General features: G+C 70.4%; 21 protein-coding genes and 1 riboswitch. Of the genes, 7 read left to right on the top strand and 14 right to left on the bottom strand.

What is annotated here, in order from left to right:
* Positions 1–114: 114 nt before the first annotated feature.
* Both ACX9I7_RS08125 and ACX9I7_RS08120 read right to left on the bottom strand, forming a co-directional pair.
* Positions 115–1,485: an NYN domain-containing protein gene (locus ACX9I7_RS08125; RefSeq protein WP_358626438.1), complete on the bottom strand. Its 1,371-nt coding sequence runs from the start codon at positions 1,483–1,485 to the stop codon at positions 115–117.
* 22 nt (positions 1,486–1,507) lie between these two features.
* Positions 1,508–1,750 carry a hypothetical protein gene (locus ACX9I7_RS08120; RefSeq protein ID WP_126913779.1) on the bottom strand — a complete coding sequence of 81 codons (243 nt, stop codon included), beginning with the start codon at positions 1,748–1,750 and terminating at the stop codon, positions 1,508–1,510.
* 146 nt (positions 1,751–1,896) lie between these two features.
* On the opposite strand from ACX9I7_RS08120, the gene ACX9I7_RS08115 reads away from it, so the two are divergent.
* Together ACX9I7_RS08115 and ACX9I7_RS08110 are read left to right on the top strand one after the other, a co-directional pair.
* Complete coding sequence (locus ACX9I7_RS08115) at positions 1,897–2,616, top strand: rhomboid family intramembrane serine protease (RefSeq protein WP_387574338.1); 720 nt, start codon at positions 1,897–1,899, stop codon at positions 2,614–2,616.
* Positions 2,613–2,894, top strand: a complete 282-nt coding sequence (locus tag ACX9I7_RS08110) for an Lrp/AsnC ligand binding domain-containing protein (RefSeq protein ID WP_126913781.1) — start codon at positions 2,613–2,615, stop codon at positions 2,892–2,894. The genes ACX9I7_RS08115 and ACX9I7_RS08110 overlap by 4 nt, the downstream gene beginning before the upstream one ends.
* Before the next feature lie 59 nt (positions 2,895–2,953).
* On the opposite strand, the gene ACX9I7_RS08105 is transcribed toward ACX9I7_RS08110, so the two are convergent.
* The 6 genes from ACX9I7_RS08105 to ctaE all read right to left on the bottom strand — a co-directional run bounded on the left by ACX9I7_RS08105 (position 2,954) and on the right by ctaE (position 10,045).
* The gene (locus ACX9I7_RS08105) at positions 2,954–4,321 is read right to left on the bottom strand and encodes an aminotransferase class V-fold PLP-dependent enzyme (protein ID WP_459386912.1); all 1,368 of its coding nucleotides are present in this window, start codon (positions 4,319–4,321) and stop codon (positions 2,954–2,956) included.
* Positions 4,322–4,470: 149 nt separating this feature from the next.
* Positions 4,471–4,585: riboswitch (SAM riboswitch) on the bottom strand.
* 78 nt (positions 4,586–4,663) lie between these two features.
* On the bottom strand, positions 4,664–5,725 hold the full coding sequence (gene trpD, locus ACX9I7_RS08100) for an anthranilate phosphoribosyltransferase (RefSeq protein ID WP_459386911.1): 1,062 nt from the start codon (positions 5,723–5,725) through the stop codon (positions 4,664–4,666).
* Between the two features lie 148 nt (positions 5,726–5,873).
* Positions 5,874–7,502 carry a cytochrome bc1 complex cytochrome b subunit gene (qcrB, locus tag ACX9I7_RS08095; RefSeq protein WP_387574344.1) on the bottom strand — a complete coding sequence of 543 codons (1,629 nt, stop codon included), beginning with the start codon at positions 7,500–7,502 and terminating at the stop codon, positions 5,874–5,876.
* On the bottom strand, positions 7,499–8,551 hold the full coding sequence (gene qcrA / locus ACX9I7_RS08090) for a cytochrome bc1 complex Rieske iron-sulfur subunit (RefSeq protein ID WP_386730418.1): 1,053 nt from the start codon (positions 8,549–8,551) through the stop codon (positions 7,499–7,501). Before qcrA ends, qcrB begins: the two co-directional genes overlap by 4 nt.
* Positions 8,548–9,357, bottom strand: a complete 810-nt coding sequence (gene qcrC / locus ACX9I7_RS08085; protein WP_126913786.1) for a cytochrome bc1 complex diheme cytochrome c subunit — start codon at positions 9,355–9,357, stop codon at positions 8,548–8,550. Before qcrC ends, qcrA begins: the two co-directional genes overlap by 4 nt.
* 67 nt (positions 9,358–9,424) lie before the next feature.
* Positions 9,425–10,045, bottom strand: a complete 621-nt coding sequence (ctaE, locus tag ACX9I7_RS08080) for an aa3-type cytochrome oxidase subunit III (protein ID WP_126913787.1) — start codon at positions 10,043–10,045, stop codon at positions 9,425–9,427.
* A gap of 216 nt (positions 10,046–10,261) precedes the next feature.
* On the opposite strand from ctaE, the gene ACX9I7_RS08075 reads away from it, so the two are divergent.
* A complete protein-coding gene (locus ACX9I7_RS08075; RefSeq protein ID WP_387574347.1) occupies positions 10,262–10,663 on the top strand; it encodes a hypothetical protein in 402 nt (133 codons plus the stop codon).
* Between the two features lie 19 nt (positions 10,664–10,682).
* Here the strand turns inward: ACX9I7_RS08075 and ACX9I7_RS08070 are convergent, their stop codons facing one another.
* The 4 genes from ACX9I7_RS08070 to ctaC form a co-directional block, all read right to left on the bottom strand.
* The gene (locus tag ACX9I7_RS08070) at positions 10,683–11,933 is read right to left on the bottom strand and encodes a L,D-transpeptidase (RefSeq protein WP_387574349.1); all 1,251 of its coding nucleotides are present in this window, start codon (positions 11,931–11,933) and stop codon (positions 10,683–10,685) included.
* Positions 11,934–12,069: 136 nt separating this feature from the next.
* Positions 12,070–12,468, bottom strand: coding sequence for a cytochrome c oxidase subunit 4 (locus ACX9I7_RS08065; RefSeq protein WP_126913790.1), 399 nt, complete (start codon positions 12,466–12,468; stop codon positions 12,070–12,072).
* Complete coding sequence (ctaD, locus tag ACX9I7_RS08060) at positions 12,465–14,192, bottom strand: aa3-type cytochrome oxidase subunit I (protein WP_358626291.1); 1,728 nt, start codon at positions 14,190–14,192, stop codon at positions 12,465–12,467. Before ctaD ends, ACX9I7_RS08065 begins: the two co-directional genes overlap by 4 nt.
* Positions 14,189–15,160 (bottom strand): aa3-type cytochrome oxidase subunit II, encoded by a 972-nt coding sequence (gene ctaC, locus ACX9I7_RS08055; RefSeq protein WP_189455320.1) that lies wholly within the window; start codon positions 15,158–15,160, stop codon positions 14,189–14,191. The genes ctaD and ctaC overlap by 4 nt, the downstream gene beginning before the upstream one ends.
* Positions 15,161–15,486: 326 nt before the next feature.
* Between ctaC and ACX9I7_RS08050 the strand changes: the two genes are divergently transcribed.
* The gene (locus tag ACX9I7_RS08050) at positions 15,487–16,872 is read left to right on the top strand and encodes a cysteine desulfurase/sulfurtransferase TusA family protein (protein ID WP_386730423.1); all 1,386 of its coding nucleotides are present in this window, start codon (positions 15,487–15,489) and stop codon (positions 16,870–16,872) included.
* A gap of 67 nt (positions 16,873–16,939) precedes the next feature.
* On the opposite strand, the gene ACX9I7_RS08045 is transcribed toward ACX9I7_RS08050, so the two are convergent.
* The gene (locus ACX9I7_RS08045; protein ID WP_189455324.1) at positions 16,940–17,914 is read right to left on the bottom strand and encodes a carbohydrate kinase family protein; all 975 of its coding nucleotides are present in this window, start codon (positions 17,912–17,914) and stop codon (positions 16,940–16,942) included.
* Positions 17,915–18,095: 181 nt separating this feature from the next.
* On the opposite strand from ACX9I7_RS08045, the gene ACX9I7_RS08040 reads away from it, so the two are divergent.
* Both ACX9I7_RS08040 and ACX9I7_RS08035 read left to right on the top strand, forming a co-directional pair.
* Positions 18,096–18,323: a hypothetical protein gene (locus ACX9I7_RS08040; RefSeq protein ID WP_126913795.1), complete on the top strand. Its 228-nt coding sequence runs from the start codon at positions 18,096–18,098 to the stop codon at positions 18,321–18,323.
* Between the two features lie 130 nt (positions 18,324–18,453).
* Positions 18,454–19,992: a hypothetical protein gene (locus ACX9I7_RS08035; RefSeq protein ID WP_459386910.1), complete on the top strand. Its 1,539-nt coding sequence runs from the start codon at positions 18,454–18,456 to the stop codon at positions 19,990–19,992.
* Between the two features lie 66 nt (positions 19,993–20,058).
* Here the strand turns inward: ACX9I7_RS08035 and erpA are convergent, their stop codons facing one another.
* Entirely contained in the window at positions 20,059–20,415 is a 357-nt protein-coding gene (gene erpA, locus ACX9I7_RS08030) for an iron-sulfur cluster insertion protein ErpA (protein ID WP_121798529.1), read from the bottom strand.
* Between the two features lie 271 nt (positions 20,416–20,686).
* Between erpA and nadA the strand changes: the two genes are divergently transcribed.
* Positions 20,687–21,874, top strand: coding sequence for a quinolinate synthase NadA (gene nadA / locus ACX9I7_RS08025; RefSeq protein ID WP_387574358.1), 1,188 nt, complete (start codon positions 20,687–20,689; stop codon positions 21,872–21,874).
* Positions 21,875–21,921 lie beyond the last annotated feature (47 nt).

Raw genomic sequence — 21,921 nt, 5'->3', positions numbered from 1 at the left:
TGACCACCGTCGCCACCGTTCAAATTTTCTTGCGAAAAATCTTTGTCAGCGGTACATCCTTTACCAACCTGACACAGTCGGTAATGACCGCTTGACGGTCAGCTGCGCGGACGGTCAGGTGCGGGCAAGTCGCTTGAGCAACAAGGCCGATGCCACGGGCCGCGCCCCCGCCTTGGCCACCCCGTCCGCCACCTCGCGGTCCGTGGAGACCACGACGACCGGCCGGCCCGGCGGCTCGGCCCGCACGAGCTGACGGATCAGCTCGTCCGCCGTCACACCCGGCTTGCTGAACAGCACCCGCACCCCGCGCGGCGGCGCCAGCAGCACCGGGGCGGCCAGCTCCGCGCCGTCGAAGACGCACGTGACCTCGGCGCCGCTCTGCGCGGCCAGCATCGCCAGCCCGCCCAGCAGCCGCAGCCGCTGCTTGTCCAGCGGCATCGTCGGATAGCCGGTCTTGGTGACGTTGTAGCCGTCGACGAGCAGATGCGTCTGAGGCAGCGCCAGCAACTGGTCCAGCAGTGCCGGATCGGTCTCCGACAGCGCCCGCGTCGCGATGTCCCGGGGCGTCATCGTGCCCGGCCGCACCGCGTCCACCGTGTCCGCCGGCGGCACCGAGACCGGCGGCAGCGCCAGCTCGCGGCGCAGCCCCTGCGCCGCGTCCAGCACGGTGTCCAGCAGCAGCCGCAGCCGGACGTCCTCCACGCTGCGGCCCTCGCGCGTCGCCCGGCGGCTCGCCTCCAGGGCCGCCTCGGCCTCCGCGAGCCGGGCCTTGGCCCGGCGCGCCTCGCCCTGCGCCGCCGCCTTCTCGGCGGCGGCCTCGGCGCGCAACGCCTCCAGCTCGCCCTGGGCCTTGCGCAGCGCCGCCTCGCCGCGCCGCACATCGCTCTGCGCGCTGCGCAGCTTGCGGTGCAACGACTCGGCGTCCCGCCGGACGGTCTCCAGCTCGGCACGGACCCGGTCGGCCTCGGCCTTCGCCTCCGCCCGTGCCGCCGCCAGCTCCTCGCGCAGCCGCGTCAGCTCGTGCCGGGCCTCCTCGTCGGCCCGTTCGGCGCTCGCCCGGGCCGCCTCCTCGCCCGCCGCCGTGACCAGCTTGACCCAGCCGGCCGGCCGCAGCACGAACGCCATGGCGGCCACGTCCTCCGGATCGGCGGCCGCCGGCGGCGAACCGGCCTCCAGGGCCTCCGCCAGCTCGGAACCGGTCTCCCGCAGCCGCGCGGAGATCCGCTGCCGGAAGGCCGAGTCGCTCTCCACGGCCGCGGCCATGGCGTTCCCCGCGAACTTGGCCCGGCGGGACGGGGTGAACCGGGCGTACTGCCGCAACTGGGCGGGCAGTTCCGCGACCGTCAGTCCGCCGAACGCCTCCGCGACGAGCCCGATGACCCGCCGCCGGATGCCTTCGGGCAGGGGGCGGTCGAGCACCTCGCTGACGCCGTCGTCGGCCCCGCCGGCGTCACCGGCCGCCTCCACGCCGTCCGTGTGCTCCACCACCGCTTATCGCTCCCGTTCGTCAGGCATCGGCGCCCGGCCGGGCCACCAGCTCGATCTGGTCGACGGCGTTGCACCAGCGGCAACGCACGGACTCGATCGTCTCACTGACGATCTCGCGCTCCTCCACCGCGGGCTCCCCCGCCAGGTCGAGGTGCACGAACTCCACGGCTTTGGTCGTCCGCGTGACGTCGAAACGCGTGAGGTTGCCGCACAGGGTGCAGCGCCACCGGTTCCCGGCTGTCGGCTGGGGAACAACGCCCATCGTGTCGTCCGTCCTCGTCTGTGGTCCGCGGGGTGCTCCCCGTAACCCTACGGCCTGCCGGTCGCCGGACGCGGGGCGTGCGGCCCGCACGGACGGCCCGGCGAGGCGCTCTGCACGGGTTGCGCCCGGTACGCCATGATCTGGCCATGATCGAAACGGCAGGGCGCCCGGGCCACCCGGACACCCCCTGGGTGACCTGGACGATCCTGGCCGTCTGCGGCGCGGTCTTCCTGATCGGCCCCGTCTCCGGCCTGAATCCGGTCTACGGCACCGGACCCGGACTGCTGGCCGCCCAGACCGACTACTTCGCGCACTGGGGGGTCGTGCCGCAGGAGCTGATCCACGGCTCGCCCTGGGCTCTGTGCACCCCGCTCACCGCGCTCTTCGTGCACGGGAACTGGCTGCATCTGCTGGGCAACATGCTCTTCCTCTACGTCTTCGGCGCCATGACCGAGGCCCACCTGGGCCGTGCCGCGTTCCTCTGCTGCTACCTCCTCACCGGCTATCTCGCCCTCTTCGGCTACGCCGCCGTGCACGCCCACTCCGAACGCACGCTCGTGGGCGCGTCGGGAGCCATCTCCGGGGTGCTCGGCGCGTTCCTCTATCTCTTCCCCAGGGCGCGGGTCACCAGCCTCTTCCCGTTCCTGTTCTTCCTGCCGCTGCGCTTCCCCGCCTGGGCCGTACTGCTGTTCTGGTTCGCACTCCAGTGGCTGGCGACGGGGACGGACGCCGGGCGCCCCGGGGTCGCCTATCTGGCCCACGTCGTGGGATTCGCACTCGGATTCGGCTACGCCTGGGGCCTTCGCACACCTGCGGCTAGAGTGAAGGGCGCAGCCAGGTCCACCGAAGGAGACAAACCGACGTGATCACTTCGATCGTGCTCATCAAGACCGACGTGGACCGGATTCCCGAGATCGCCGAGAACATCGCCGCCATCGAGGGCGTGAGCGAGGTCTACTCGGTCACCGGTGGGGCCGATCTGATCGCGATGGTCCGCGTGGCCCGGCACGACGACCTCGCGGACCTCATCCCGGGCCGCATCAGCAAGGTCCCGGGCGTGGCCTCGACGGAGACCCACATCGCGTTCCGCACGTACTCCCAGCACGACCTGGAAGCGGCCTTCGCGATCGGCCTCGACAACTAGCCGGGCCCCGCAGGGGCGCGGCGCAGCGTCGATATGCGGCTGCCGCCGCGTGGGCGCGCTCAGCCCAAACCGGCCCGCGGCTGAGCCGCAACGCACCGCCCACCCTCGGTGCGGTACTCCCACCGAGCCCCCTCGGTGACAAGCTCCCGTACGGCCCGCACGAACCGCTCGACGTGCTCATCGGGCGTACCGGCCCCGAAGCTCACCCGAATGGCATTCAGCGACCGCCCGTCGGACGGCCCGCACTCGCCGGACACCCCCTGATCGCCGTCCAGCAGGACGCGGACGAGCGGATGCGCGCAGAAAAGCCCATCCCGCACCCCGATCCCATACTCCGCGGAGAGCGCCGCCGCGAAGTGGGAGCTGTTCCAGCCGTCCACGACGAAGGACAGGACGCCCACACGCGGGGCGTCCGCGCCGAACAGCGACAGCACCCGCACCCCCGGGACGTCCGCCAGCCCGCCCCGCACCCGCGCGATCAGCTCCCGTTCGCGCTCCACCAGCCGGTCGAAGCCGGTCTCCTGGAGCGCCTTGCAGGCGGCGGCGATGGCGTAGGCCCCGATGACGTTGGGCGAACCGGCCTCGTGCCGGGCCACGGTGTCGTGCCACTCGACCTCGACGCCGCCCTCGGCGTCGCGTGCCACCCTGCGGCTGGCGCCGCCGCCCGCCAGATACGGCTCGGCCTCCCGCAGCCAGTCGGCCCGCCCGGCGAGGACGCCGGCGCCGAACGGCGCGTACAGCTTGTGCCCGGAGAAGGCGACCCAGTCGACGTCCCACCCGGCGACGTCTACGGGGTGGTGCGGAGCCAACTGGGCGGCGTCCAGCACGATGCGCGCGCCGTGCGCGTGCGCGGCCGCCGCCAGCTCCCGTACCGGCCACAGCTCGCCGGTCACATTGGACGCGCCGGTCACGCAGACCAGCGCCGGGCCGTAGGGCTCTCGATCGGCGAGCGCCCGCTCCAGCGTCTCGACGGCCTCCCCCGGCGAACGCGGGGCGTCGAGGTAGGTGACCTCGGCGTCCCGCCAGGGCAGCAGGGCCGCGTGGTGCTCGGTCTCGAAGACGAACACCCGGCAGCCGGCGGGCAGTACGGACGCCAGCAGGTTGAGCGAGTCCGTGGTGGAACGGGTGAAGACCACCTGGTCGCCCTCGCGGCAGCCGAGGAAGCCGGCGACGGTGGCCCGGCATCCCTCGAACAGGTCGGTCGACAGCTGTGAGAGGTACCCGGCGCCCCGGTGGACGCTGCCGTAGTACGGCGCGTAGGCGGCGACGTCGTCCCACACCCGCCGCAACGCCGGTGCGCTGGCGGCGTAGTCGAGCGCCGCGTACGTCACCTCGCCCCCGGTGACGAGCGGTGCGCGGACGTCGTGACCGAGAACGGGCAGCGGCTCGGCGGTAGTGACAACAGGGGCAACAGGGCATGCGGACATGGCGAATTCTCCCGGCAGGGGTGATGGAGGACAGCACGCGCACGCCGCACGAGGGCGTACGCGGGATTACCGGAAACGGGGCCGTAGGCCCTATCGCATTCGCTGCAACACGGAAGGGTCTCCCTCGACAACCAGGATCCCTGGCGAGGGATCCGCGCTTGCCACAGGCGTCTGCCTGCGGCCTGGTCATCACCCGGGGCACCCCGCCACGGAAGGAGGGTTGCCGGACAGCAAGCCGGGGCCGAAACGCTGTCACTCGTGACCTGCGCAGCATCATGCCACAGGATCTTGAATGCGCAAGGGCGCGGTCCGCGATGCGGACCGCGCCCTGTGCGGGGAGAGTCAGCGGTTGCTGGCCTCCACCCACTTCTCCAGCACCCGCCGGGCCGCGCCCGAGTCGATGGACTCGGCCGCCAGCGCCATCCCGGCCCGGATCCGCTCCGTGAGCGGCGCGTCCGTCGGCGTCAGGGCGGCCAGCGCGGCGGCGGAGTTGAGCAGCACCGCGTCCCGGACCGGGCCGGTCTCCCCAGCGAACAGCCGGCGGGCCACATCGGCGTTGTACGAGGCGTCGGCGCCCCGCAGCGCCTCGATGGGCACCAGGTCGACGCCCACGTCCCGGGGGTCGAACGACTCCTCCCGCACCTGGCCGTCCCCCACGATCCACACCCGCGAGGTGGCCGTCGTGGTGAGCTCGTCGAGCCCGTCGTCGCCGCGGAAGACCAGTGCGGACGAGCCGCGTTCGGCCAGCACCCCGGCCAGGATCGGTGCCATCCGGGCGTCCGCGACGCCGGTCGCCTGGGCCTTGACCCGCGCGGGGTTGGTCAGCGGGCCCAGGACGTTGAAGGTCGTGCGGATGCCCAGCTCACGGCGGGCGGGGGCCACATAGCGCAGGGCGGGGTGGAACTTCACCGCGAAGCAGAAGGTGATGCCGGCCTCCTCGGCCACCTCCACCACCCGGCGCGGGGTCAGCTCCAGATTCACCCCGAGCTTCTCCAGGACGTCCGAGGCGCCGCTCGCGGAGGACGCGGCGCGGTTGCCGTGCTTGACGACCTTCGCCCCGGCGCCCGCGACGACGATCGAGGACATGGTGGAGATGTTGACGGTCTTGGCGCCGTCGCCGCCGGTGCCCACGATGTCGACACTGGGGCCGGGCACCTCGATGAGATTGGCGTGCCGGTACATCGCCCGGACCAGGCCGGAGATCTCGGCGACCGTCTCGCCCTTGGCCCGCAGGGCGACGGCGAAGCCCGCGATCTGGGCGTCGGTGGCCTCCCCGCGCATGATCCGGTCCATGGCCCAGGCCGTGTCGTCGGCGCCGAGGTCCACTCCGCTCAGCAGGGCGTCCAGGAGGCCCGGCCAGGTGTGGGCCACCGAGCGCTCGCCGCCTGCGGGGGTCACGTTCATGGTCCACACTCCTGGTGGTCGGTCCCTGGTCGGGGCCGTCGGGGGCCCCGTTACGCGGTCCAGCCTATCCACGTCCGGGAACGGCGAAGAGCCCCGTCCAGTACTGGACGGGGCTCTTGCCGTGGCGATCAGTGATCAGCTGCGGGGATCAGTGGTGGCCGTGGCCGCTCGTGATCTCCCGGTACTCCTCCGCGGTGGCCTTGGGGATGTGGGTCCCCTCGCCGTAGAAGCCCTTCGAGAGCTTCACACGGAGCTTCTGGCCGGCGCCGATCTTCCGGGCCACGCCGTTCTCGTCGACCTCCGGCTCCAGCTCGAGCGGCCTGGGCTGCTCGTGCGCCGTGAGGGTGTGCATCTGCTCCTGCGAGATCGGCTCGTGGACCTCGACGAACTCACCGTGCGGCAGGCGCTTGATGATGCCCGACTCGCGGCCGTGCAGCACCTTCTCCTTGTCGCGGCGCTGGAGACCCATGCAGATCCGGCGCGTGGCGATGAAGGCGAGGACCGGGCCGACGAAGAAGCCGATCCGGACGAACCAGGTGATGGCGTTGATCGACAGGTGGAAGTGGGTGGCCCACAGGTCGTTTCCACCACCGACCAGCAGCACCAGGTACCAGGTCAGCCAGGCGACGCCGAACGCGGTGCGCGTCGGGGCGTTGCGCGGGCGGTCCAGCAGGTGGTGCTCACGCTTGTCGCCGGTGACCCAGGACTCGATGAACGGGTAGACGGCGATGGCGGCCAGCACCAGCGGGAAGATCATCAGCGGGATGAACACGCCCAGGACGAGCGTGTGGCCCCACAGGTTGATCTCCCAGCCCGGCATCACACGGATGAGGCCCTCGGAGAAGCCCATGTACCAGTCGGGCTGGGCGCCGGTGGACACCTGGTCCGGGCGGTACGGGCCCATGGCCCAGATCGGGTTGATCGACGCGAGGCCGGCGATGGCCGCGATCACACCGAAGACCAGGAAGAAGAAGCCTCCGGCCTTGGCCATGTAGACCGGCAGCAGCGGCATGCCGACCACGTTGTTGTTCGTCCGGCCGGGGCCGGGGAACTGGGTGTGCTTGTGGTAGAAGACCAGGATCAGGTGCGCCACCAGCAGGCCGAGCATGACGCCCGGCAGCAGCAGGACGTGGATCGAGAAGAACCGCGGCACGAAGTCCGAGCCGGGGAACTCGCCCCCGAACAGGAACATCGAGACGTAGGTGCCGACGATCGGGATGGAGAGGATCGCTCCCTCCATGAACCGGACACCGGTGCCCGAGAGCAGGTCGTCCGGCAGCGAGTAACCGGTGAAACCGGTGAACATGCCGAGGACCAGCAGCAGGAAGCCGAAGACCCAGTTGACCTCACGCGGCTTGCGGAACGCGCCGGTGAAGAAGACGCGCATCATGTGCACGAGCATGGCCGCGACGAAGATGAGCGCCGCCCAGTGGTGGATCTGCCGGATGAGCAGACCACCGCGGACGTCGAAGCTGATGTCCATGGTCGACTTGAACGCCTCGGACATCCGCATGCCCTGCATGGGGACGTACGAGCCGTGGTAGACGACCTCGTTCATGCTGGGGTGGAAGAACAGCGTCAGATACACACCCGTGAGGATGATGATCATGAAGCTGTAGAGGCAGACCTCACCCAGCATGAAGGACCAGTGGTCCGGGAAGATCTTCCGCATGTTGACCTTGGCCAGGCTGTAGATGCCCAGTCGGCCGTCGGCCCAGTCGGCCACCCGCTCGCCCGCGGGTGCCTTGCGGCGGTTGTCAGTGGTGGCAGTACTCATCCGCGCTCCCAGTACGCAGGACCGACGGGCTCGGAGAAGTCGCCCATGGCCTCAAGGTAGCCCTTGTCATTGACCTTGATCCGCAGCTGCGGAAGGGCGTGGCCGGCCGGGCCGAAGATCACTCGACCGCCGTCGGAGAGGTCGAAGGTCGACTGGTGGCACGGGCACAGCACGTGGTGCGTCTGCTGCTCGTAGAGGCTGATCGGGCAGCCGACGTGGGTGCAGATCTTGGAGTACGCGACGATGCCGTCGGCGGACCAGTCCAGGGACTTCTTGTCCTTGATGTTCTCCGGGCGGAGCCGGACGATCATCAGGGCGGCCTTGGCGATCTCCTTCTGGAAGTCGTGGTCCTCCTCGGACATGCCCTCGGGCATGGCGAAGGTGAGGGAGCCGACCTGGACGTCCTCCGGGCGCAGCGGCTGCAGCGTGTTCTGGTTGATGAGCATCTTGCCCTCGGACCAGGCGGTCTTGCGCAGCTTGGTGCCGGGCAGCGGACCGAGGTCGCGGAGCAGCATCACACCGGAGAGCGGCACCAGGGCCAGCGCGCCGAACATGGTGTTGCGCAGCAGCTTGCGGCGGCCGAAGGTCGACTCCTCGGCGCCCGCCTTGAAGTCGGCCAGCACCTTGGCCTTGACCTCCGGGGAGGCCTCGATCGGGTGCCGCTCGTCGGCGTGCTCGACGTCGGACATCAGGGTGCGGGCCCAGTGGACCGCGCCCGCGCCGATGCAGAACAGCGCCACGCCGAGGGTCAGGCCCAGCGCGAAGTTCAGGGCGCTGATGTGACCGATCGGGAAGACGTAGATGCTCTTGTCGACCGGGAGGGACACGTAGGCGGCGATGAAGCCGACCGTGGCCAGCATGGACAGCGTGAACAGGAACGCGACCACGCGCTCGGAGCGCTGGGCGGCCCGCTCGTCGATGTCCTGCTTGCGGTGCTCGTGCGGCGGCAGCCCCGGGTCGGCGAACGGGTCGTCGGCGGTGGCTACGGCACCGTGCGCGTCGCCCTGCGCGGCGGGCAGGGTCTCTTCAGGAATGTCTTGGCTACTCATGACTTCTTGGCCTTAGCGGTGTGGGCCGCGACCCAGATGGCGACGGCGATCAGGGCGCCGAGACCGAAGATCCACGCGAACAGACCCTCGCTGACCGGGCCGAGCCCGCCCAGCTCGAGACCGCCCGGGCTCTTGGTCTTGTCGCTGTTGACCGTGTCGAGGTACGCGATGATGTCCTTCTTGTTCTTCTCCGACATCGTGGTGTCGGGGAAGGAAGGCATGTTCTGCGGGCCCGTCTGCATGGCCTCGTAGATGTGCTTCGGGTTGACGCCCTCGAGCGACGGGGCGTACTTGCCGTTGGAGAGCGCGCCGCCCTTGCCGGTGAAGTTGTGGCACTGGGCGCAGTTCGTGCGGAAGAGCTCGCCGCCCTTCGCGATGTCGGCGCCCTCCGGGCTGTACTGGCTCTTGGTCGGCTGGGCGGGGCCCGCGCCGAGGGAGGCGATGTACGCGGCCAGCTGGTCGATCTCGGCCTGGGAGTAGATCGCCTTCTTGCGGGGCGCCTGGGCGCCCTGCTGCTGGAGCGGCATACGGCCGGTGGCGACCTGGAAGTCGACGGCGGCGGCGCCCACGCCGACCAGGCTCGGCCCGTCGGTGGTGCCCTGACCGCCGGTGCCGTGGCAGCTTGCGCAGCCCACGGAGTAGAGCTTCTTGCCCTCCTCGATGGCGAGGGACTGGGCGCTGTCATCGGCCTTGGCCGTGTCGGCCGGCGCGAACGCGGCGTACAGCCCCCCAGTTACCGCCAGCGCGAAGAGTAGGACGACGACCGCCGCCAGCGGATGGCGTCGTCGTGCGGAGAGCTTTTTCACGGATTACCCCGGTGTCAGGATCTTCTGCGTCGATCTGGACTGTTGGTCCGGTGCGGGACGGGACCGATTACTTGATCAAGTAGATCGTGGCGAAGAGGCCGATCCACACCACGTCGACGAAGTGCCAGTAGTAGGACACGACGATGGCCGCCGTCGCCTGGTGGTGGGTGAACCTCTTGGCCGCGTACGTCCTGCCCAGGACCAGCAGGAAGGCGATGAGACCGCCCGTCACGTGCAGGCCGTGGAAGCCGGTCGTCAGGTAGAAGACCGAGCCGTACGGGTCCGAGGAGAGGGAGAGGCCCTCTTCCTTGACCAGGGCGGTGTACTCGTAGACCTGGCCGCCGATGAAGATGGCACCCATCACGAAGGTGATCACGAACCACATGCGCAGCTTCTTCACGTCACCGCGCTCGGCGGCGAAGACGCCGAGCTGGCAGGTGAGGGAGGAGAGCACCAGGATCGTGGTGTTGGTGGCCGAGAACGGAAGGTTCAGCGCGGACGCCATTTCCTTCCAGTGGTCGGGGCCTGTCACCGATCGCAGGGTGAAGTACATCGCGAAGAGGGCCGCGAAGAACATCAGCTCGGAACTCAGCCAGATGATGGTTCCGACGCTGGTGAGGTTCGGTCGATTGACCGACGGGTGCGCGTGCCCGGTATCTGTTGCTGTTGCTGTCGCCACGACCGACATTATGTCGGTCGCTTATCTCGCGCTCACCCCGGGGGGTGCCGTTCGGTGTGTCAAGACCGTATGGCCAGCTCGTATGGCCCATTGGGGCGGTCCCCCAAAGGGAGGAAGCGGCACTTCGGGCGCCTCGCGGGCGCCGTCGGCCCCTCCTGCCGGGCGGTCTTCGCGGAGTAGCATCCGCGCACAACAGCCCTGCCTGCCCACGAGCATGGAGGAACGATGCGGACGACCGCCACGGTGCTGGTCTACAGCGACGACGCGAGCAAGCGGGAGCAGGTGCGGCTGGCCGCGGGCCGGCGGCCGGCCGCCGACGTGCCGGAGGTGCGCTATCTGGAGTGCGCGACCCTGCCGGCGGTCCTGCGGACCCTGAAGGAACACCGGGTGGACGTGTGCGTCCTGGACGGCGAGACGGCGCCCGCGGGCGGCATGGGGGTGTGCAGGCAGCTGAAGGACGAGGTGTTCCGCTGCCCGCCCGTGCTGCTGCTCATCGGCCGCCCGCAGGACGCCTGGCTGGCGACCTGGAGCAGGGCCGACGCGGCTGTCACCCATCCGGTGGACCCGGTGGCCCTCGCGGGGGCGCTGGCGGGGCTGCTGAGGCAGCGGCAGGCGGTGGACGCCTGACGGGCGCGGGCGCGCCGCGCTAGAGGCGGGGGCGCAGCCGGGCCGTGTCGGCCGGGCCGGTGCCCTCGCGTTTCCCGGCGGTCAGGGCGCTGCCCTCGCGCCACTGCTTCCAGGGCATGTTCCAGTCGCCGAAGCCGTTGTCGAAGGGCGTCATGGTGGCCCCGGCGCTGCCCACGACCTTGACGATGTCGCCGACGCGCACGTTGTCGAAGAACCACTTGGCGTTGGCGGTGCTCATGCCCGTGCAGCCGTGGCTGACGTTGTCCGCCCCCTGCGAGCCCTCGGACCAGGGGGCGGCGTGGACGTATTCGCCGCTCCACGTGACCCGGGTGGCCCAGTAGACGGGCAGGTCGTAGGCGTCCGAACTGCCCTCGGAGATGCCGATGCTGGTGCCGCGCATCCGTACGAAGGCTTCCTGGCCCAGGACGACCTTGACCCCGTTGCGGGTGGCGTAGCCGGGCTTGCCGGTGGTCACGGGGATGGAGCGGAGCTCCTGGCCGTTCTTGAGGACGGTCATGTAGTGGGCGCTGGCGTCGGTGACGGCCTCCACCCGGTCGCCGGTGGTGATCCGTACGCCCTTGACGGGGCCGCCGTAGAGGCCGCTGCCGACCTTGATGCCCTCCAGGGTGGCGCGCACGTCGATGGTGGCGTGGGCGGGCCAGTACTCCTGCGGGCGGTAGTGGAGGGTCTTGTTGTCCACCCAGTACCAGGAGCCCTGGACGGCGGGTTCGGACTCCACCTTGAGGGTGCGTTCGACGACGGCGCGGGCGGCCGGGTCCTGGACGGGCTCGCTGAGCTCGGCGGTGATGGGCTGCCCGACGCCGTAGGTGCCGCTCTGCGGGCCGAACGCGACCCGGAGCACCCGGTTGGCCCGGCTGGTCTCGAAATCCATCGTCCGGCGCCCCTGGGCGCCGTCCTCGTCCTCCGTGCTGACGCGCACGGTGTAGCGCACCCCGGCGGACAGGGCGCCGGTGCTGCGCCAGCGGGACCCGTCGGCGTCCAGGTCGCCCTTGACGCGCCGGCCGGAGGCGTCCGTGACCGTCACGTCCGTGATGCGGTCGCCGCCCTCGGCGGTCACCTCGACGGGCCTGCCGGGATCCGCCTTCTGGCCGTCCCCGGCGCCGCCGGCCAGGCCGACGTCCGTGGCGTCGTAGGGCTCGTCGGCCAGCGGGTTCGACGAGCCGCCGCACGCGGTGACCACCACCAGGGCCACGGAGGACAGCAGCAGGGTCCAGAAGGGCACCGTGCCGTGTCGGGGTGACTGACTCATGGTCACACCGTAGGAAGGATCGACGCGCGCGGCTTCCGGTGCGAGTGCACACGGGTGAACGACGCACACGGGTGAACGACGCGACGGGCCCCGCGCACCGTGAGGTGCGCGGGGCCCGTCGCGTGATGCGTGGAACCTACTGGTTCTGGTTCTCGCCGCGGTAGAACTCGAACACCCAGCCGAAGAGGCCGATCAGGATGATCGGGGCCGAGAAGTACATGAGCCACCAGCCGAAGCAGATGCTCATGAAGGCGAGGGCGCCACCGACCGCCAGGGAGAGCGGCTGCCAGCTGTGCGGGGCGAAGAAGCCCAGCTCGCCGGCGTCGTCGGCGACGTCCGCCTCCTTGTTGTCCTGGGCACCCGCGTCCACCCGGCGCGCGGTGAACGCCAGGTAGTAGCCGACCATGATGCACAGGCCGAAGGACATGAAGAGCGCGGTCGTGCCGACCGTCTCCTTCGACCACACGCCATAGACGATCGCCATGGCGAGGATGAAGACGGAGAGCCAGATGAACATCTTGCCCTGGATCTTCACTTGCCGGCCTCCTTGCCACCCGCGAGGGCCTTCTCGCCCGCGAGGTTCTCTTCGAGCTCCAGGGCCGCGATCTCCGGGTGGTGGAGGTCGAACGCGGGGGATTCGGAGCGGATGCGCGGCAGCGTGAGGAAGTTGTGCCGCGGCGGCGGGCAGGAGGTCGCCCACTCCAGCGAGCGGCCGTAACCCCACGGGTCGTCGACCTCGACCTTCTTGCCGTACTTGGCGGTCTTCCAGACGTTGTAGAAGAACGGCAGGATCGACAGGCCCAGCAGGAAGGAGCTGATGGTCGAGATGGTGTTCAGCGTGGTGAAGCCGTCGGAGGCGAGGTAGTCCGCGTAACGACGCGGCATGCCCTCGGCACCCAGCCAGTGCTGCACCAGGAACGTGCCGTGGAAGCCCACGAACAGCGTCCAGAAGGTGATCTTGCCCAGGCGCTCGTCCAGCATCTTGCCGGTGAACTTCGGCCACCAGAAGTGGAAGCCGGAGAACATCGCGAAGACCACGGTGCCGAAGATGACGTAGTGGAAGTGCGCGACGACGAAGTACGAGTCCGAGACGTGGAAGTCCATCGGCGGCGAGGCCAGGATGACGCCGGTCAGACCACCGAAGGTGAAGGTGATCAGGAAGCCGACGGCCCACAGCATCGGGGTCTCGAAGGACAGCGAGCCCTTCCACATGGTGCCGATCCAGTTGAAGAACTTCACACCGGTCGGGACCGCGATGAGGAACGTCATGAAGGAGAAGAACGGCAGGAGCACGCCACCGGTGACATACATGTGGTGCGCCCACACGGTCACGGAAAGACCGGCGATGGAAATCGTCGCCGCGATCAGGCCCCAGTAACCGAACATCGGCTTCCGGGAGAACACCGGAATGACCTCGGAAATGATGCCGAAGAACGGCAGCGCGATGATGTACACCTCGGGGTGTCCGAAGAACCAGAAGAGGTGCTGCCAGAGCAGTGCTCCACCGTTTTCCGCACTGAATACCTGGGCCCCGAATTTACGGTCCGCCTCCAGGGCGAACAGCGCGGCGGCCAGCACCGGGAAGGCGAGCAGGACCAGCACACCGGTCAGCAGCACGTTCCAGGTGAAGATCGGCATGCGGAACATCGTCATGCCGGGCGCGCGCATGCAGATGATCGTGGTGATGAAGTTGACCGAACCGAGGATCGTGCCGAAGCCCGAGAAGGCCAGACCCATGATCCACATGTCGGCGCCGACACCCGGCGAACGGACCGCGTCCGACAGCGGGGAGTAGGCGAACCAGCCGAAGTCGGCCGCACCCTGCGGGGTGAGGAAGCCGCCCACCGCGATCAGCGAGCCGAACAGGTACAGCCAGTAGGCGAACATGTTCAGCCGCGGGAACGCCACGTCGGGCGCGCCGATCTGCAGCGGCATGATCCAGTTCGCGAATCCGGCGAACAGCGGCGTCGCGAACATCAGCAGCATGATCGTGCCGTGCATCGTGAACGCCTGGTTGAACTGCTCGTTCGACATGATCTGCGTGCCCGGACGGGCCAGCTCGGCGCGCATGAGGAGCGCCATCAGGCCGCCGATGCAGAAGAACGCGAACGACGTGACCAGATACATCGTGCCGATGGTCTTGTGGTCAGTGGTGGTGAGCCACTTGATCACCTGACTGCCGGGCTGCTTCTGGCGTACGGGCGGTGCTGCCGTGGCTGTTGCGGCGGCGGCACCCTGGGGTTCGTTGAGGATGCTCACTTGTTCTTGGTCTCCGCGTTCTTCGCGTGATCCGTCTGCGCGATGCCCGCCGGCTGGTAACCGGTCTGGCCCTTGGCCGCCAGCTCCTTCAGGTGCGCCTTGTACCGCTCGGGAGAGACGACCTTGACGTTGAAGAGCATCCGGGAGTGGTCCTGGCCGCAGAGCTCGGCGCACTTGCCCAGGAAGGTGCCCTCCTTGTTGGGGGTCACCGTGAAGCTGTTGGTGTGGCCCGGGATGACGTCCTGCTTCATCAGGAACGGCACCACCCAGAAGGAGTGGATGACGTCCCGCGAAGTGAGGACGAACTCGACCGTCTCACCCTTGGGCAGCCACAGGGTCGGACCCGGGTTGCCGGTCTGCGGGTTGCGGTCGCCGGGGACGCCGACCTCGTAGACACCCTCCGCTCCCTGCGGCGCCTTCTTCAGGAACCGGTCGGGAATGGCGTTGAGCTCCTTGTTCTCACGGAGCGGCTGCGCCGGGGTGGCCGTGTTGCCGTCGACGTTCTCGATGTAGTTGAACGCCCAGCTCCACTGGAAGCCGACCACGTTCACGACGTGCTGCGGCTTGTCAGGGTTCGTCAGGAGCTTGTTCTCGTCACGCGCGGTGAAGTAGAAGAGCACCGAGACGATGATGATGGGGACCACGGTGTACAGCGCCTCGATGGGCATGTTGTACCGGGTCTGCGTGGGAATCTCCACCTTCGAGCGGCTGCGCCGGTGGAAGATGACGCTCCAGATAATCAGGCCCCACACCAGGACACCGACCGCGAGAGCCGCGGCCCAGGAGCCCTGCCAGAGGGAGAGGATCCGCGGTGCCTCTTCCGTGACGGGCGTTGGCATGCCGAGGCGGGGGAAGTCCTTCGATGTGCAACCGGTGGCGGTCGCCAGGACAGCGCCCGCGGCCAGCGCCTGCAGCAGCTTCCGCCGCACCGGGCGCCGCGACGAGCGGTCGGAGCCGTTGGGACTCACGTAGCGCCTTCCCGAGAGTCTCGCCCGTGCGGCCGGCTGCGGCCGTCTCGCTGGTCGGTCGCCGGCCCGCTGCGGGCAGGGGTTTGGATGTTTATGCGGACCAAACCCTACTGGACGCTATTTGGGGTCGCGCGGGGAGGGTGCCCAACGCGCCGATCCGGTCCCCGAAGGGGTGGAATCAAGGGCTCCGGAGGCCATCTGGAGGACCGTCAGACAGAGGCATCCGCGCAGCCCAGAGCCCTGTCGGCGGCTTCGGCGACGACCCCGGCGACGGGCGGGCGGGAACGCCTCCGCACCCTGCCCCCGCCCGGAGTTAGCGTTCATCTGTGCCCTACTTCGACGCCGCTTCCGCCGCCCCCCTCCACCCGGTCGCCCGCCAGGCGCTGCTCGCCGCCCTCGACGAGGGCTGGGCCGACCCCGCCCGCCTCTACCGCGAGGGCCGCCGCGCCCGGCTGCTGCTGGACGCCGCGCGCGAGGCCGCGGCCGAGGCCGTCGGCTGCCGGCCCGACGAGCTCGCATTCACTCCTTCGGGTACCCGCGCCCTGCACGACGGCATCGCCGGCGCGCTCGCCGGACGCCGCCGGGCCGGCCGCCATCTGGTGGTGTCGGCCGTGGAGCACTCCGCCGTCCTCCATTCGGGCGACGCGCTGGAGGCGGAGGGCGGCAGCGTCACCCGGGTCCCCGTGGACCGCGCCGGCCGCGTCGACCCCGCCGGCTACGCGGCGGCCCTGCGCCCGGACACCGCGCTCGCGGCCCTCCAGTCCGCCAACCACGAGGTGGGCACCGAACAGCCCGTCGCCGAGGTGGCCGAGGCGTGCCGGGAGGCGGGGGTGCCGCTGCTGGTGGACGCGGCGCAGTCGCTCGGCTGGGGCCCGGTGGCCCCCGGCTGGTCGCTGCTGACCGCCAGCGCCCACAAGTGGGGCGGCCCGGCGGGGGTGGGCCTGCTGGCCGTGCGCAAGGGCGTGCGGTTCGCGGCGCGCGGACCGGTGGACGAACGGGAGTCCGGCCGCGCCCCGGGCTTCCCCGACCTCCCGGCGGTCGTCGCCGCCGCGGCCTCCCTGCGGGCCGTGCGCGCGGAGGCGGCGGAGGAGGCCGCACGGCTGCGGGCGCTGGTCGACCGGATCCGCGCCCGGGTGCCCGAGCTCGTCCCGGACGTGGAGGTCGTCGGCGACCCGGTACGGCGGCTGCCGCACCTGGTGACGTTCTCCTGCCTCTACGTGGACGGGGAAACGTTGCTGCACGCGCTGGACCGGGAGGGTTTCTCGGTCTCGTCGGGGTCTTCGTGCACCTCCAGCACGCTGGAGCCGAGCCATGTGCTGCGGGCGATGGGGGTGCTGTCGGAGGGGAACGTGCGGGTTTCGCTGCCTCGGGGGGCGTCTTCGGAGGACGTGGAGGAGTTCCTCCGGGTGCTTCCCGGTGCCGTCCGGGAGGTACGGGAGCGGTTGGGCGCCCCGACGGGGGGCGCGCCCGCCTCCGCCGGGAGCGAGGAGGAGGTCGTCCTCGACTCGCTCGGGAAGCGGTGTCCGATTCCGGTGATCGAGCTGGCGAAGGTCATCGGGGACGTGCCGGTGGGTGGGCTCGTCACCGTCCTGTCCGACGACGAGGCCGCGCGGCTCGACATCCCCGCGTGGTGCGAGATGCGCTCGCAGGAGTATCTCGGGGAGCGACCGGCCGAGCGCGGGGTCGCGTATCGGGTGCGGCGCCGCGCCTGACGTTTCGCCCACCGCCCGCCCGTTTGCCCGGCAACGTCGATGCCGGGCAAACGGGCGGGCTGAAGGGTCAGGCCAGGTGGGCCTGGACTTCGGCGGCCGCCTCGTGGCCGTACGCCTTCGCGAACCGCTCCATGAAGTGGCCGCGCCGCAGCTCGTACTCCTGCGTGCCCAGCGTCTCGATGACGAGCGTCGCGAGCATGCAGCCCAGCTGGGCCGCGCGCTCCAGCGACAGCTCCCAGGTGACGCCCGCGAGGAAGCCCGCGCGGAAGGCGTCGCCCACGCCGGTCGGGTCGACCTTGGCCTCCTCCTGGGCGGGGCCGACCTCGATCACCGGCTCGCCGAGGCGCTCGATGCGCACGCCCTGGGCGCCCAGCGTGGTGACGCGGGTGCCGACCTTGGCCAGGATCTCCTCGCCCGTCCAGCCCGTCTTGGACTCGATGAGCGCCTTCTCGTACTCGTTGGTGAAGAGGTACGCCGCGCCGTCGATCAGCACCCGGATGTCGTCGCCGTCGAGGCGGGCGAGCTGCTGGGAGGGGTCGGCCGCGAAGGGGATGGCGCGGGCGCGGCACTCCTCGGTGTGGCGCAGCATCGCCTCGGGGTCGTCCGCGCCGATCAGGACCAGGTCCAGGCCGCCGACGCGGTCGGCGACGGGCTGGAGCTCGATCTGCCGGGCCTCGCTCATCGCGCCGGTGTAGAAGGACGCGATCTGGTTGTGGTCGGTGTCCGTGGTGCACACGAAGCGGGCGGTGTGGAGGACCTCGGAGATGTGCACGGAGGCGGTGTCGACGCCGTGGCGGTCGAGCCAGGCGCGGTAGTCCGCGAAGTCGGCACCGGCGGCGCCCACCAGGACCGGCTTGAGACCGAGCAGGCCCATGCCGAAGCAGATGTTCGGGCCCACGCCACCGCGCCGGACGTCGAGCTCGTCGACGAGGAAGGAGAGGGAGACCGTGTGCAGCTGGTCCGCCACGAGCTGATCGGCGAAGCGGCCGGGGAAGGTCATCAGGTGGTCGGTGGCGATGGAGCCGGTGACAGCGATACGCACGACGGGTCTGCTCCCTGGGGGGCGGTAACTGTGGATGAGACGAACGACGGCTCTCAAGCAGAGCCACACCACGCTACCGGGTTCCGGCCGGATGACCAGGTCCGCTTCTCGCCACTCGGTACGTAAATCTACCTAATAGTAGGTCTTTCATCGCGGGCTCTCCCGTGCGTACGGTGCGGATATGCCGAAGACTGTGAAGGACGTCACTCCGCACGTCTCCGCACCCGACCCGGAGTCCCTGGCCGGACTGCGCGAGGACTGCGCACGGATGGCACGCGACTGGACCGTTCCCCCCGCCTCCCGGGAGACGCGGCGGGTGGGGAGGACGCCGATCTCGCTCATCCACGGGGTCTCGGTGCCCGCCCGCTCGGCCCGGCTGCTGGACGGAATGTCCGAGTACGGCGACTGAGCCGGCCACCCGGGCCCACCCGGTGTCACCGCCCGGTGGAACCGCTCGCTCCTGCGCTCCGTCCAAGCGCCGTCCCCCTCCCGGGGGAGGTGGTTGTACATCACTTTGAGCGGAGCGAAGGAGCGATGTGGTGAGCACCGAGGGCGGCGGTCCGGGCGGCGGCCCCGAGAAGCGGCGGCGCAGGCACTCGCCGCTGGCGGTGGCGTCGGTGGCGGCGGCCGTGCTGCTGGCGGGCGGCGGAGGCGCGTACTGGGCGGCGACGGCGACGGGCGGTGCCGGCGGCACCCCACCCCGGGCGGCCGACACCGGAGGCACTCCCCCACCGCTCACGCTGGACGGCTACGGCCGTACGAGCGGCTCCGGCGGCCCGTCCCAGGGCATCGCGGTCGGCGAGCCGGACCCCCACGGGGTGCGCTACCGGGCGGAGGGCGAACTGCCCGACGGGCCGCGGACCGGCGCCGTGCGCGTCGCCGACCGCGAGGTGACCGCCGAGCAGGTGGCGGCGCTCGCCAAGGCCCTCGGGGTTTCGGGTACGCCCCGGCTGGTCCAGGACACCTGGACGGTCGGCGGTTCCCCCGACGCGGCGGGCCCCACGCTCCAGGTGGGCCGGAAGGGCCCGGGCGACTGGGCGTACTCGCGCTACGGCGTGCCGGGCGGGGCGCACTGCGAGCACCCGCCGGGCGCCGGCCCCAAGAAGGGCACGGACTCCCCGGGCTGCCCGTCCTTCCGCGACGGCGTCCCGTCCCTCCCCCCGGACCCGGCCGCTTCGCAGCCCGTGCCGGAGGACAAGGCGAAGAGCGTGGCCGCGCCCGTGCTCAAGGCCCTGGGCCTGGAGGGCGCGCGGACGGACGCCCGCAAGACGTACGGGGCCGTGCGGATCGTCACCGCCGACCCGGTGGTGGACTCCCTGCCCACCTACGGCTGGCAGACCAGTCTGCGGGTGGGGTCGGACGCGCAACTGGTCGGCGGCAGCGGACGGTTGCTGGTCCCGGCGAAGGGCGCGAGCTATCCGCTGCTGAGCGCGGACAGGGCGCTGGCCGAGCTCAACAAGGTCCCGGCGCCGGGCACTCCGGCCGTCGGCGGCTGCGCGACGCCGGTGCCGTACAAGGACGACGCGGCGGCGCCCTGCGAGGGGAAGCCGGGCGGGAAGCCGGACGGGCCCGCGACGGTCACCGTGCGCGGCGCGGTGCCGGGGCTGTCCGCGCAGTCCGTGGGCGGGCGGCCGGCGCTGGTGCCCTCGTGGCTGTTCACGGCGGATCTGCCGGGCGGCGGCAAGGGCGACACGGTCACGATCGCCCAGCCGGCCGTGGACCCGAGGTTCATCGCCCGGCAGAGCGCTCCCCCGCCGGGCTCGCCGGGCACGACGCCGGGGTCCGGGCCGGCGAAGTCCGGGGTGGTGCGCGTGGAGTCGTACACCGCGACGGACGGCGGCCGGAAGCTGGTCCTGCACTTCTGGGGCGGGGTGTGCAGCGACTACGCGGCGTCGAAGGAGGAGTCCGGGGCGGCGGTGACGGTGAAGGTCACGGGCACGGAGAAGGAGCCGGGCCGGTACTGCGTGATGATGCTCAAGCACTTCGACACGACGGTGTCGCTGGACCGGCCGCTGGACGACCGCAAGGTCGTGGACCTGGGGTCCGGCGAGACCGTGCGGGAGCAGCAGCAGAAGTAGCGCGGTACGCGCGGGTACGGCGAAGGGCGGCACCCCCGGTGGGGGGTGCCGCCCTTCGCGTCTGCTTTAGCTGAAGGAGTCGCCGCAGGCGCAGGAGCCGGTGGCGTTGGGGTTGTCGATCGTGAAGCCCTGCTTCTCGATGGTGTCGACGAAGTCGATGGAGGCGCCGCCCAGGTACGGGGCGCTCATGCGGTCGGTGACGACCTTCACGCCGTCGAAGTCCTTGACGACGTCACCGTCGAGCGAGCGCTCGTCGAAGAAGAGCTGGTAACGGAGACCGGAGCAGCCGCCCGGCTGAACGGCGACGCGCAGGGCGAGGTCGTCGCGGCCCTCCTGCTCCAGCAGGGTCTTGACCTTCGCGGCAGCGGCGTCGGACAGGAGAATGCCGTCGCTCACCGTGGTCTTCTCGTCCTGAACGGACATCTGCTTCACTCCCGGGTCGTTCGGTACGGGTGCGGACTGCTTGCTCTCGCCAGCAACCGCCGAGGTCCCGGATTCATTCCGGGCGTGGACTGTGATGTCCGCCTTTCATGCTCGCACACCGGTCGGCCGAACGGGAATGCGTCACATCGACGCGATGGCCATCGTCAAAGTGACGTGAAGCGGTTATGATAGATAGCGTCATATTGACGACAAGGTTCGGCGGGAAGGACCCGTGCGCACCGTCCGCAGAGCCGTCCGCAGAACAGAAAGGGTGCGTGTCGTGACCACCGCCCAGCCCTTGGATGTCCAGCCCACCCCCCTCGCCCTCCTGCTGCTCGGACGCGAGTCCGACCCGCGGAGCGAGCGCGGCGTGGAGTGCCCCGGCGATCTGCCGGCGCCGTCCGACCCGGACCTGGTGGAGCGCGCCCGCGCGGCCAAGGCGAAGCTCGGGGACAAGGTCTTCGTCCTCGGCCACCACTACCAGCGCGACGAGGTCATCGAGTTCGCGGACGTCACCGGCGACTCCTTCAAGCTCGCGCGCGACGCGGCCGCCCGGCCCGACGCCGAGTACATCGTCTTCTGCGGCGTCCACTTCATGGCCGAGTCCGCGGACATCCTGACGTCCGACGCCCAGCAGGTCGTCCTGCCGGACCTGGCCGCGGGCTGCTCGATGGCCGACATGGCCACCGCCGAGCAGGTCGCCGAGTGCTGGGACGTGCTGACGGAGGCCGGCATCGCCGAGGTGACCGTCCCGGTCTCGTACATGAACTCCTCCGCCGACATCAAGGCCTTCACCGGCGAGCACGGCGGCCTCATCTGCACCTCCTCCAACGCCCAGCGCGCCCTGACCTGGGCCTTCGAGCAGGGCGAGAAGGTCCTCTTCCTGCCCGACCAGCACCTGGGCCGCAACACGGCCGTCCGCGACATGGGCATGTCGCTGGAGGACTGCGTCGTCTACAACCCGCACCGCCCGAACGGCGGCCTGACCGCCGAGGAGCTGCGCGCCGCGAAGATGATCCTGTGGCGCGGGCACTGCTCGGTGCACGGCCGCTTCTCGCTGGACTCCGTCAACGACGTGCGCGAGCGCATCCCGGGCGTCAACGTCCTGGTGCACCCCGAGTGCAAGCACGAGGTCGTGGCCGCCGCCGACTACGTGGGCTCGACGGAATACATCATCAACACGCTGGAGGCCGCCCCGGCGGGCTCCAAGTGGGCCATCGGCACCGAGCTGAACCTGGTCCGCCGCCTGGCGAACCGTTTCGCCAGCGAGGACAAGGAGATCGTCTTCCTCGACAAGACGGTCTGCTTCTGCTCGACCATGAACCGGATCGACCTGCCGCACCTGGTGTGGGCCCTGGAGTCCCTCGCCGAGGGCAAGGTCGTCAACCGCATCCAGGTCGACCCCGAGGTCGCGCGCTACTCCAAGCTGGCGCTGGAGCGGATGCTCGCGCTGCCGTAACCGGCACGGATTCCGACGGACGAAGGCCCCGCACTCTCCCGGTGCGG

The organism is Streptomyces sp. L500 (assembly GCF_054551825.1).
This window is presented reverse-complemented; position numbering and strand designations above follow the sequence as displayed.